Raw genomic sequence first — 12607 nt, forward strand, 5'->3', positions numbered from 1 at the left:
CTCTCCCTCATAGCATTCAAAACTCTCAGGGGCGCCCCGTTGGGTAGGCAGATCTTGCGCCTGTCTTTGCGCCGCAGTCGCCGCCAGGCTCAGGCCTGATCGCCGGGTAGCCCCTGCGGCTCGGCCTGGGCGGCAGGCGCAGGCGCTGCAACCAGCGGCAGCGCGACGAAGAACGTGCAACCCCGGTCCGTATTGGGCGTGAACCACAGGCGGCCCTGGTGCAGTTCAATCAGGCTGCGGCAGATGTTCAGCCCCACACCCATTCCCGTGGGTTTCGTCGAAAAAAACGGCATGAACAATTGCGCCGCCGTCTCATCCTCCATGCCACACCCTGAATCCCGGATCGCCATCTCCAGCATCTGGTCCACCTCATCGATCCGGCACACGACCTCCAGACGCCGCTCGTGCGCAGGCGACTGCGCCATGGCATCGATTGCATTGCGCAGCAAATTCACCAGCACCTGCTGCACCATCACACCATCGGCCACCACCGCCCAGCCGCGCTGCTGCAGCGCCTGCTCAATGCCGTCCTCCTGCACGCACCACTGCACCCCGTGGCGCTCCAGGTCCCAATCCAGCAGCGCCAAGCTACTGCGTAACAAGGTCAGCGTATCCAGAGGCTCCCGTTGCGGTTGGTGATTGCGCGTGTAGTCCCGCACCCGGCCAATCACCCGTGCCGCGTACTGCACCTGCTCCAACGCCAACTGCACCCCCTGCACCAGCGGCGGCAACATCTGCGGCTGCAAACTTTCACCAGCCGACGCCAGCCGCGCTTTCAGGCCCCGCAGCACATTGCCCACCGCCCCCAGCGGCTGGTTGAGCTCATGTGCCAACGTGGTCGCCATCTCGCCCACCGCCAAGCTGTGCGACGTAAAAAGCAGTCGCTCACGGTCTTCCAGGTGGCGTCGCGTAGGGTTCAGCGCCCCTCCATCAGGCCCAAGCCACAGCACCCACAGCCCCTGCTGCGGTGCCACCGGGGCCAGCCGGGCAGGGCGCGTGCGTGCGCCCCTAGGCGCGGCATGCATGCGGCCATCGTGTGCCTCGTCGTGCCCATCCACTTGCTCGCCACACAACTCCACCGTGCCTGCCCATCCGTGATCACAGCCCGGCCATTGGGCTACCGCGCACATCCCGGCCGTCAACCCTTCCAGCCGCTCGCACAGCAGTGCCAGGGGGGCACCCACGGGCGGCCAGGTGTCCTGCTCTACCCTCTCCGTGGGAGGGGCCACTGCCGCGCACAGCGCTGCATTGCGCCAAAGCACCCGACCTGTGCCAGACACATCCAGCACCGCCATCGCATCGCCCAGAGCAGTCAGCGCACAGGCCTGCCAGTCGGCAGGCAGCCCCTGCGCCAAGCCCACGCTGTTCAAGCCATCACCCTGCATGCACGGCATGCAGCGCACCCAGGCCCGCGCCATCCAGCGGTACAGGCAACCGCAGTGCCATCAGTGTCCACTGCGTGCCCAGCAAGCGGCGCAGGCGGCGCGGCTCCTGCAGCACAATGCGCTCGGGCGCTCCCGGGCCCGCCGCCGCAGGCTCGTCAGCCGCGCTATGCACCACCAGCTGCGGCGTGTGGCGATCTGGCCGAGAAGCTCCCAGCCGCCACCGGCCTGCGGCATCCACGTCCTGGCGCAAGCGCCACACCCGCCACTGCGTATCGGCAGGCATCGTGGCCGTCCAGCGTGCCACCAGCGGCCAAGCTTGTCCTGCTGTGCCGGCTGCCCACCCCGCACGCACCGCATCCGGGCGCAGTACATGCCCCCACAGGCGCATGTGCGACACATCGGGCGGCGCCAGCACCAACACACAGCGACCCGCCTCCAGCTCCCGCAACAATGCCTGCTGCGCATTGGCCTCCAGCCACACCCGCAGCGCTCGGTAGTGCTGTGCAGCGGCTTCTCGACTCATATCCTCCAGCCCTGGCGCCTCACCGGGCTCCTCCTGCGCGTCCTCATCGGCATCGCTCCAGGCATCCCAGAAATCTTCGTCCTCCAGCTCCGGCGCAGCATTGCGTGGCATGTCGCGTTCCACCCGCTCCACCCGGTCCTGCGACACCCGCTGCCGAACCTTCGGTGCCAGCGCCAAAGCCATTGCCAGGGCGTGCGGCATCTCCGTCGGTTCGCCCGCGAGCAGTGGCTTGCCAGGCCCCCGCTCCTCACGCACGCCTGCGGCCCCCGTTGCTACCGAACCTTTGGCGTCTGCGCCTGTGGCAGCTGCCAGCGGCCCCTCAGCGCGGCCGCGTGGCCCCAGCGCCAGCCCATCGGGCCGCACACCGCGCGGGGCGAATTCAGGCCCGCGCGCCGTAGCCCCTGTTGCGGCGGCTCCTGCGCCCGGCCGCGCCATTCCCGCAATGCCCCCCGCAGGGCTCTCGCCCAAGCGCGCAGCCCGCAGCGCCCACTGTGCCTGCGCCAGCGCCACCGCAGCTGCCCCCGCCGTCATTTGTCCTGCCAGAGTGCGCCCCAATGCCTGGGCCAGGGCAGCTTGCGCCTGCGCCACTGCGGGCTGCGCACCAGCGCGCCCCGCCATGCTCCCAGACGGCGCCGCACCATCTCGGGTCTCTGTGCGTGGCTGGGGGGGCGTCTGTTTGCGGCCTTCCGTCTGCGGTGCCGCTCCCACAGTTGCAGCCTGTGCGCTCTGTGCTGCCTGCGCGGCCTGCACCGCCGCAGGCGTTTGCCCTGCGCTGGCAGGCGTGCTTTTGGCAGCAGCGAACCCATTGCCTTGTGCCAAAGACTGCGCAGCCGCATCAGCCCTTGGGTTGGCAATGCCCACTTGCGTTGCTGCCGGGCTGGTGCCTAGCGGGCGCGGTAAACCCCCGCCCGTACTCATCCCTTCTATGCGCTGCCCGCCGCCGGTCGCAGTACCCTGCCATGGCGCAGCGCCGTAGTTTTGGCCTCCCATGGCGCTGCCGTTGTGTACCGCAGAACCAGCACCCCAGCTGGTGCCAGCGCCTGAAATCGTCACAGCCGTGCCAGCCAGCGTGGTGGCCGGTGCCAGCGCCCCCGGCGGCGCTCCAACAGGGGGCTGGCCCCCCTGCGCACTGCCCTGCTGAGAACTCCCTCCTCCAAAACCATAGCCGCCAGGCGGCACACTCGTGCCACTGGCTGTGGGCTGAGATGCTCCACCACCCTGTGGCGTACCCGCGGCCGAGTACGCCTGGCCGCCGCCCTGCAACTGTCCTGCACCGCTGTGGGTTGCCCAGTTTCCCGGGCTCCCACCGCCGCTACCGCCGACGTTAGTGCTCAGCCCGCCCACAGGCTGCAGTCCCCCGCCACCAGGGCCAACACTGCCGGTACCGCCAGCTCCGGAGCCCCCCGGACTGGATTCCCCACTGCTGCCCAGCCCAGGGCGTGCGCCGGGTGGGCTGCTGCCGGTGTTGGTTGAGCCGTTGGGTCCGTCCGTGGGGCTGGCTTCACCGGGCTGTTGGGCTGGAGTGGGGTTGTGTGTAGGGGCCGCGCTGGGGCCCTCTGCCGGAGCAGGGGGCGGCTGGTTGGAGGCCGGCGGTAGCGGAGGATCCACCGGTGCGGGAGGCCCACTGGGTGCCGACACCGGAGCCTCGGGCGTAGCGGGGGGCTGCGCGGGTACTTCGGTGGGAGTAGGAGTGACCGGTGGGGTCAGTGCATCACTATGGCCGGTGAACATTAGTGAAAAAGGTTATTTCAAGTATATTTTTGCACCGGATATTTGTATTTTTTAGAAGCTATGGGTAACTCCAATACCGTAATTATTAAGAGTGCCTTCCCGCATGTAGTTGATGTAGGTTTGTGTTCGCTTAGATAAGGCGTATGTACCGTTGATAGTCGCGTTGGTGTATTTTTTGCGTTCAAACCGTGCATTGCCAATGGTGTACTCAGCCTTGGTTTCGCGGGCTATATCAATACCTGCTGAAAATTGATTCCAGGTGGCCTTGGCGCCCAGAGTAATGCCACTGGATGAAAAAATAGCATTGGCCACGCTAAGTAGGGTGGAAGGGTCGTAATATCGTCCATTGCGCGATTGAAAGTAGCCGCCTGAAAATGCAAGGTTTTGGTATTGGTATTTGGCACCAAAGGCAAAATTGGCTTTCTGGTCGCTTGCCTTGTTATAGGCGGCGCCCATAGTCAGGGGGCCTGTTCTGTAAGTAGCGCCGAGGTCCACCTTACTGCGGTTGGCACCATTGAGCAGATCGTTGTCCTTCGGCACATAGGCGGCCTCCAGCATAAGACCACCCAATTGCGGCGTACGGTAGCTGATCTGATTGGATTGGCGCAGGCCAGCGCCCACAGCGCCGAAAACTCGAACTGCAATGGAATTATTTCCTGCGCCCATCAAATCCCAGGATGCCATAGCGTTATAGCTGGGCGTAGTGGCTCGACCTAGTTTTATGCGGCCCCAGCTATCACCCACCCAAACGCTGGAGTTGCGAGCAAACGCGCCTGCAGGGTCGGTTGCGCCACTGGACGCATCTAAGCCTTGCTCCAGCTGAAAGCCCGCTTGCAGCCCGCCACCTAAGTCTTCCACCCCTCTGAAACCTACAAAGCTGTCTTGGAGATTCACCATGGAAGAACTTTGTAGGCCGATCCTGCCCGGCTTCACTTGGGTACTGTCTACTTGATATGTTTTACCTACAGCCACATCCACAGCGCCATAAATCGTCACACTCGACTGCGCCCACGCAGGCGCGCACGCCAGCAGGGTTGCCAGAGCCAAAGGGGTTACTTGGTATTTATTCATGAACAGTGCTTGATCCAGAAGTTATTGAAAGGCTGCCCCTCCCTGATGCCCACCAGTCCAGCCTGGCAGGGCAGCCGCAGCGCGGTATTACAGCAAGCCCCCGGCGCCCCTGCGCCATGGTTTCGCGCGCACGCAACAGCAGGTGTTACTGCACACTGGGGAGGCGTGAAAAGAATGTTTCTTTTGATTGCAATTCATGGGGGCTTTGTTGCACAAGTCGGGCCCATTGCGCTGCTAGCCCCAATGCATGAACCTGAGTGAACCTAAAAGGACAGAGACCTGCTATGGATAGAGGTGTGAGCTGGGCTGGGTACATGCAAATGCACGCCCCGGCCGCGCCATCCCCGCAATGCCCTCAATCCACCGAACTTAAGCCCCCACCATCCCTTGTAAGCCATATGCGGATGCGGCTTCACATGCCGCGCAGGTCTGGGCTGAGATCGGCCCGGAACTGCGGCGCACCAAGTTCTTGCCCAGCAGGCCAACGGCATGGGAAATCGGCTCCTGCGGCCCTGCAGGTCGCCCCGTAGGAGCAGCAGCGCAAGCGGCAACCAGCGCTGCATCACGGCCTCCGCATGCGCGCGATTGCACACTCAATCCTCGGGCTGCAGATTGTTTTCAGTCTGCGCCGCCGCGCACACCAGTGCTGCTAGGCTGTCCGCCAACACCTTAGCCGCCACATCCACCAGCAGCGCCTGCTGCGTCAGCACCTGAAATACATTCGATCTTGAACGCCGCTTGAACGCATCTTCGATGCGCCAGCATTGGTGATACAACTCTGCAAACACCGATGCCGGGAAGTCCTGCGCTGGCAGGTTCGTCGCCATCACCCGCACCTGCCCGGTGCTGGAGATGCAGTGCACCAAACGTACCCAGGGCGCAGCCCCCGAGCACTCGTAGTCCTTGGCATCCTGCGTACTGGGCGCCCTCAGTTGCACGATGGGCTCATCGTGCTGGCTTTGCAAGAACTCCTGCATCGCCACCCTGCCATTGGCCTTGTCGCAGCGCATGCAAAAGCCGATGCCCTGCTCCACCAAATGCGCGACCAGCCAGCTGGCGGGGTAGCCCCGGTCCAGTACCAGCAAATCCGAAGCCCCGGTTGCTCCAAGGATTCAAACAACATCTGCCGCTCTCGCACCACCGTACACCCGCGCATTCAAGCAAAGCTCAGCGCTGGGCAGGCTCCGGGCAAACAGACGCTGCTCCACCTTGACCAACCGCGCCTGATGGCCGACACGAAGGGCGGGCATGAGCAGACTGGCATCTGCGGTCACCACACGCCGCCCGTGACAGCGGGGTGCAAAGGCATGAGCAGTCGCGAGCAAGCGCGCATTGAGCTCGGGCAGGGCATTCCAATCGAGGTGACTGCGGGTCTTGGCAAAGGCGCGGTCAGAGATACATACGCACATGTCCGAGACCAGTCCCATCATCAGTGCCCAGGTTTGCAAAGAAGCCGTCGAGCATGACCTGCTGTGAGGAGCTGCGCTGGTTGACCAAGGCCCCTACAAGGTGTTGTGGCAAGGGCAGTTGACGGCTGCCCGTAGGGTTGCCCAGGGCGCCCACTCCACCCCCTGGCACGTCGACCATGCGGCCGCTCCAGGTGGGTGTCAAACCTGCATAGCTGGCAGAGCGTCTTCCGTATCGCATGTAGATCTCAGCCGCCTGCTCGGGCCTTAAGCGCCGCGTTGTACTTCGTCCAGTGGGTGGTCTTGTAGCGGGCCTTTGGCCCTTGGGGTTCACTCATGCGCTGAGCTGCCCGCGCAAGGGGGGCGGTTTGTGCAACAAAGCCCAACAAAGCCATTCGCAACACCTATTCAAGGGCAAAAGAAAACCTATCTGCCCAACCAAATTTCTCATCCTGCAACTCAACTCGTCGAAGCACATCAACAATTGCATCAAAGTCCGCCCCTAACGCCTGTTTTGACTTATCAGACCGCTTCCAAGTCAGCGTCACGGGCCTTTCAATACTAGCGCTCAAAACATCCCACAACGCGTGAAGATTTTCACCATAAAAACTTTCAATTCCAAGCGCAAACGCAAATGCTCGGTGAAAATCACTCGCCGTTTCAAGCGTGTCACCATCAATGAGTATTTCCATGCTTTTCCCTATTTTTTCCAAATACCGATTGGCGTAACCGTTTTGTAGTGGTCAGTTGTTATGTACAGAAGACCATCATTGGAATAAAGCAACCGTGTGCCAGGTTGATTACTTCTGGACATGGTATTACTCAATCCAATATCCACTTCCTGCCAGGTCCTGCTTGCAGCTTGCGGTAGCCCGTTGATAGGTGGAACGTTATTGAAGACATCACCACCCAATTGTCCACCCGGAACAAAGTTGTTTAACGCCTTGCCCGGTTGCCATCCTTGTTGAGCTGCTTGCGCTTTATCGACGTAGTTTGGAGGCAATTTCCCAGTAGTCTGGAGGCTTTCGACTACCTCGTTTGCAGCCTGGGTCGTCTTTAGATCCAACTTCAAGCCAGCATAGGTCGCAACATTTGCGGTACCTCCCGCTGTCGCTGTCCCTCCATTGGCCCCATTGGTCGAAACACCACCCACACCCGGCCCAGCCGCAGGCACAGCCCCATCCGGCTTCTTGCCTACAGCCCCCAGCGCATTGTCAACGCTGCCACCAAGCCTGTTGCCAATACCCCGACCCAGCGCCCCGCCTATCGCCACACCGGCCTGCGCGTGCAGCCCTTCTGACGTGGCAAAGCCTGTGATGTCATTGATCACATCCCGGCTGAACCCTTTGCCTGCTTCAGCGTCCAGTTGCGCCGCCTTGGTCCACAGACCGTTATAGATGCTGTCACGAGAGAAGTCTTTGCCCTGGATTTGCTTGTACTCCTGGGCTGCGGCTCTCCACTCTTCTGCGCTGTATTTCTCAGCGGGCATGTTCGACATGTCCGCCAGTGCCATGGTGCGTTGGCGCGGGTCAATGTAAGCATTGGGGTCGGTAATCGTGGAGCGCCCCGCAAAGGGATAGCGGCCATGCTCTGACGCTAGTGCAGGATTCACAAACCCCCGTCCGCCGCCTGCTCCCGTATAGGTCTCTGCCGCCTGCTGCGCCGCCAGCGCCTCACGCTGGGCCCGCCCCGCACTCTCGTGCGCAATGGCCCGCCCGCCCAGCTGCGCTGCGCCTGTATCCGACAGATCAAACTGCAGCACCTGCCCCGGCTGCACGATGGGCACGCCCTGCGCGTTGAGCTGTATCTGACCGCTAGCCAGCAACTGACCGTAGGCCGCTATCTGCTGCTGCTTGTCCAGTCCGGCCGTTGCCAATGCCGCCAGCGGACCTTGGCCCTTGCCCACCACTGCTTCGGTGATGGCTTGCGTTTCGGGGGCCATGCTGCCGTTTAGGGCGATGCCGCCGTCGATTTCGTCGCTCCAGTTCGATAGCGTTTCGCCCGAGATTTGCAGCCCCTGTCCTCCGAGCCCTGGCCGCAGGCCCAGCCCCTGCGCATCCACCTCACTGGCCCCCAGGTTCCTCACCCAGTCGCTGGAGGGCCTGTCTCCTGGTTGTCCCTCATTCCCTGCCTGGCTTGGGTTCTGGCTTTGGCTTTGCCCCTTTCCTTGTGCGCCCCGCAGCTCTTCACCCAGCACTTCGCCCAGGAAGTCACTCGCAAACCCTGCCGCCGGGTCATTGCTGCCCGCAACCTTCACTGCGCTGCTGGCAGCCCGGCCAAGCAGGCGCAGCATGCTGGCTTCTTGCACGCTCAGGCCTTCGTTCTTGCTGAGCTCGGCGATCTGCACTTCCAGGCTCTTGCCCACTTCTCCCGCCACGCTGGCCAGCAGGCTGTTTGTGAGGCCGTCCTTGAACTTGCCCCCCGTGGCTTCTTGCAGCACACCCTGCAGGCCCGCCTTGCCCAGGTGGCCCAGGCTGCGCGTGGCCAGATCGCCGCCTTGCAGCAGCTCGTTCATGCCTGTGGCGTTCATCATCCCAAAGCTCACTCCGGCGGTCAGTGCCGAGCGCAGCAGGTCGCCCAGGTCGATCTTGCCCCCGGTGGTCAGCTGCATGGTGGCGCTGCTGATGGCGCCCAGCGCCATGCTTTGGCCCAGGCTGGTGCTGGCGCTGGCGGCGGTGATGCCAAAGGCGCCTGCGGTGGCGAAGGTCATGACGCCTGCAAACACCATGGGCAGCGCTTTGTCCAGGAAGCTGGTGCTTTGCCGGATGTTGTTGGCCAGGTCCGTGCTCCAGCCGTTGACGGGGTCAAACCACAGGTATTCGTTGTTGATCAGATCCCGGTTTTGTTCGGGGGTGAGCTGGGTGGCTTGCCAGGTGCTGGCAGCCCAGGGCCCGGGGTTGCCGTTTTCTGTGACGGTGGGGCCGCCGAGTACCAGCTGGCTCTCGCCCAGGCCGTAGTAGGCAGGGGTGATCTGGGGGCCCGCATCGGTTTCGCCGTGCTGCACGGCGGAATGGAACTGCAGGGGCTCTTTGCCGTGCAGTTGGGCAAAGGCTTTTTGTGCGGGGCTGTCGCCGCTGGCGTAGGCCTTGGCGAATTCGGCGGGGTCGCTCAGGCGCCAGAGGTTCTGGTGTTGCCCGCCAGCGGCGAGCGCCTGGGCTTCGATGGCCTGGAGGTCGCTGGCCTGATTGGCGCTTGGCGGGTGGGTGACGCTGTGCAGTGTCTGCTCGGTGATGTGCTCGGCATCGCCTCCGCTGGAGTGCCGTGCGATCAGTTCGCTGCCTGCCACTTCGGGGCCGGGGTTTTGCTGGGCGTGGTCCAGGGCCTGCAGGAATTGGTCGCGTACGGCGTTGTGCGCCTCTTGCAACTGGGTCAGGCGTGCGCCCAGGTCGGGGCCAAAGCGCGCGAGGATGCCTTGGCCGACGTCGGTGTCGGTGTTCAAGGGGCGCAGGGGCGGGCCGAACTGGGCCACCATCTCCTGGTTGGCGGGCTCGGCCAGCAGCAGTTCCAGGGCGGCGACCTCGGTGGGGCTGGCGTTGGGGGCTGCTGCCTGGGCGCTGGCAGTGCCAATGGCTGGGTTCTCGGGAGTGATCTGCAGGGGTTTGGTCTGCACCAGGTCGATACCGAGACCTGCTGCGTTCTCCGGGGTGACGGTCAGGGGCTTGGTGTGTGCAAAGTCGATGCCCAGGCCTGCTGCGTTCTCCGGGGTGACCAGCAGAGGTTTGGTCTGTGCCTGCACCATCAGGGCCAGTGTGGTGCTGGGGGTGTGGTCGCTGGGGGCGAAGAGGGAGGTGCTGGCCAAGGCCGTGTCAGCGTAGGGGTCGGGCTGGCCATAGCCGCCTGGGCTGTTGTCGGTGAAGGCGCCAGCGTTGTCCTGGGGCTGGTCTGTATAGCTGTTGAATGCACTGCCAGGAGCGGGCGGGCTGGCCAGGTCGCCAGGGGCGGGGGCGTAGGTGGAGGCTGAGGGTGCGACTTGCATGGCGCGCGACTGTGCCTACAGGCATCAGTGCGCGAAACTGGGAAGGCTCCTAGCTAGGAGTGTTCCTAGCTAGGAATGACCCCTACATGGGACGGGCCGGTGTGGGCGGCGGTGAATGCCAGGAATCGGGCTGCAGGGGCCGTGGGGAATGCGCAAGCAGCTATGGAATCAGGAGCGGTCTGCGCGCGGGGAACGCAGGAGATGAGGCGGAGGGGGTTACAGACTTTTACGACGGGCAGGTAGGACGCAAGGGCGCGAACTGCGGGTGCCGGGTCAGCGCCGAAGGAATTCCGCCTGACTGCACACTGCTGGCTCAGGCCTTCACTTCGAGCAGCGAACCCATCATTTCGTCTTGTGCCTTGATGGCCTGCAGGTTGGCAGACTGATTGAAACCCAACAGCTTGGGCGAACATGGGGGCACTTCAGCTGTCGTGGGAAACCGCCAACCGGTCTATTGCACCGTGGCGCTTATTCGCTCCAGTCCGAATGCTTCTCGCACAGCTTGTTGGTTTCCTTGCCCTTGCGGGTTTCGGCGAACTTCACGAGGTTGCCCTTGAAATCTTCGGGCGTTTCGTTCCACATGCAGGTGCACCAGGCCTGGGCCTTGGTTTGGCCCTTGATCGGGCTGGGCTCGTTGCCGCCCTCGTAGACGGTGGCAGAGTAGCTCAGGCACTGCCGGTATTGCGCGTCGCCTGCAGGTGGGCGGTTGTAGTCGGTGGCGGCCCAGGCCGAAGTGCCAGCGGCCAACAGGAGGGCGGCGCCAGTGATGGTGCGGATCAGTTGCATGGGAAAAATCTCTGCGAGGGATGGAGCCCCCGCACGCCCGGGATGGACGTGCGGTGGGTGAAGCCCAGTGTAGTTGTTTGAAACAAAAAGTATCAAACAAAAAATGACGGCTCAGCCACCTGTCGTAGGCAAGACACGGGCGCGCCTGCGCCGGCCTTGTCCGGCAAGCTGCGACGCTGGGCCCGCTGCGAATGCGAACTTGGCGCCCAGCCGCCGCAATCCAATGACCACCCCCGTTGCGCTCAGCAACGTACCGCCCAGGCTCAGCACAATGAGAACGATGTCCCACAGCGGGCGCCGCTCCAGCAGGGGCAGCCAGTCCCAGCTGTGCAGCATGGAGAACAGCCAGCGGCTGGTACGGCGATAACTGTCGGTGCGGCCGAGTACGGCGCCGGTGTGGGGGTCGATGTGGACCCAGGTGGCATGGGGGTCGTCAAACACCAGGCGCAGCGCGGGCAGGGGCTTGTCGCCCCCACCCGTCATGGTGTGGGTGGCGCGGTCGTAGTATTGCAGGTCGTAGGTGGTCAGCGTTTCGGTGCGCACCACGGCGTGGGGCAGCAGGCGCGCTGCGGCCTCGGCGACCGCGCCTGGGGGCCACTGGTGGGGTGCGGCAGTGGTCGCGTCGAGCAGCGCGGGGGCGCCGGTCGGGCTGTACGCAAGTACCAGCGGGTGGCCCGCGCTTTGCACCCAGCGCAGCTCCCGCGTGTTCGGCGAAACGCCTGATAGCAAAGCCTGCACGGTGGCGGCTTGCGGGGGCAACACCAGCGGGCCGCCGTTCATGGCCAGCTGGCGCAGTGGCGCGGCGCCGCTGTCAAAAATCTTCCACGGGTTCATCGACATGAGGCCGCTGAAGATCCAGGTGAATGTGATGACGGCGAACACTAGCCCGAACACATGGTGCCAGCGCATCATGAAGCCCCGGTAGGGCGTGCGCGAACCGGTCTTGTACCGGCCCCGGAAGCGCCAGCGCAGCACGCCCACCACGGTGCCCGTCAGCGTGAGCACGATGCCCGCAATGGAAAGCCAGTTGACGATGTCTGTCCAGTAGCCGTTGAAGATATTGCCCCGGAAAGGGTAGAGCCAGTGGATCCAGGCGCCTGCGTAGTTCCAGGCGCGCTCTTGCAGCGGCGCATCGCGCACCACCTCGCCCGTGGTGCCCGACACATAGACCACGGTGCCCGCGCTGTCGCCCAGGTGCAGGCGGTGCAGGGGGCGGTGCACGTCGAGCGCACGCGAGTGGGTGAAGGCGTCTTCGTCGATCGTGCCCAGGTGTGCGATCCGTGCGCCGGGCTCCTGCGCGAAGGCGCGAGCCGAAGCGAGGGCGTGCTCGGCGTCTACGCGCTGCAACCGTTCACCTGTGAGGGCGTCGATGACCGCAGGCGCTGGCGCCCTGCGCGGGCGTGGTACGGCGTCTCCGGCAGGGGCGGCGGGAACCACCAGGTACACCGCCCGCCCGCCGCTGGCCACGGCGAGCCTCAGGTCCTGCAGCGGCCCTGCCAGGCCTGCGCGCGCCAAGGCGTCAGCGGGCTCCAGCATAGGCTCCGTGCCCAGCGTTGCGCTGCGCAGCGGCGGCAGGTGGGCCAGCCTCTCGGCCTGCGTGAGCTTGGGGTAGCCCACGTACATCATCACCACGCCCGAGAGGAACCACATGGCGAAGAAGGCGCACAGCAGCACGCCCAGCCAACGGTGGACGAGGTACAGCCAGCGTTTGGCGTGTGGCATGTCCGGT

General features: G+C 64.1%; 8 protein-coding genes. All 8 read right to left on the reverse strand.

Going from position 1 to position 12607, the window contains the following annotated elements; genetic code table 11:
* Positions 1–89: 89 nt before the first annotated feature.
* The 8 genes from LPA35_RS07895 to LPA35_RS07930 all read right to left on the reverse strand — a co-directional run bounded on the left by LPA35_RS07895 (position 90) and on the right by LPA35_RS07930 (position 12600).
* Positions 90–1394, reverse strand: a complete 1305-nt coding sequence (locus tag LPA35_RS07895) for a sensor histidine kinase (protein ID WP_218301771.1) — start codon at positions 1392–1394, stop codon at positions 90–92.
* Positions 1375–2526, reverse strand: a complete 1152-nt coding sequence (locus tag LPA35_RS07900; RefSeq protein ID WP_218301772.1) for a hypothetical protein — start codon at positions 2524–2526, stop codon at positions 1375–1377. Before LPA35_RS07900 ends, LPA35_RS07895 begins: the two co-directional genes overlap by 20 nt.
* A gap of 1164 nt (positions 2527–3690) precedes the next feature.
* Positions 3691–4710 (reverse strand): porin, encoded by a 1020-nt coding sequence (locus LPA35_RS07905; RefSeq protein WP_218301773.1) that lies wholly within the window; start codon positions 4708–4710, stop codon positions 3691–3693.
* Positions 4711–5303: 593 nt separating this feature from the next.
* Positions 5304–5795, reverse strand: a complete 492-nt coding sequence (locus LPA35_RS07910) for a transposase (RefSeq protein ID WP_218301774.1) — start codon at positions 5793–5795, stop codon at positions 5304–5306.
* A gap of 725 nt (positions 5796–6520) precedes the next feature.
* Positions 6521–6808: a barstar family protein gene (locus tag LPA35_RS07915; RefSeq protein WP_218301775.1), complete on the reverse strand. Its 288-nt coding sequence runs from the start codon at positions 6806–6808 to the stop codon at positions 6521–6523.
* Between the two features lie 8 nt (positions 6809–6816).
* Positions 6817–10092 carry a ribonuclease domain-containing protein gene (locus LPA35_RS07920; RefSeq protein WP_228896327.1) on the reverse strand — a complete coding sequence of 1092 codons (3276 nt, stop codon included), beginning with the start codon at positions 10090–10092 and terminating at the stop codon, positions 6817–6819.
* Positions 10093–10560: 468 nt separating this feature from the next.
* Positions 10561–10878 (reverse strand): hypothetical protein, encoded by a 318-nt coding sequence (locus tag LPA35_RS07925; protein WP_055402051.1) that lies wholly within the window; start codon positions 10876–10878, stop codon positions 10561–10563.
* A 111-nt stretch (positions 10879–10989) separates the two neighbouring features.
* Positions 10990–12600 carry a PepSY-associated TM helix domain-containing protein gene (locus tag LPA35_RS07930; RefSeq protein WP_228896330.1) on the reverse strand — a complete coding sequence of 537 codons (1611 nt, stop codon included), beginning with the start codon at positions 12598–12600 and terminating at the stop codon, positions 10990–10992.
* Between the last annotated feature and the right edge of the window lie 7 nt (positions 12601–12607).

The sequence above is a fragment of the Acidovorax sp. Leaf73 genome, from assembly GCF_916855635.1.
In the GTDB taxonomy this organism is placed as follows: domain Bacteria; phylum Pseudomonadota; class Gammaproteobacteria; order Burkholderiales; family Burkholderiaceae_C; genus Acidovorax; species Acidovorax facilis.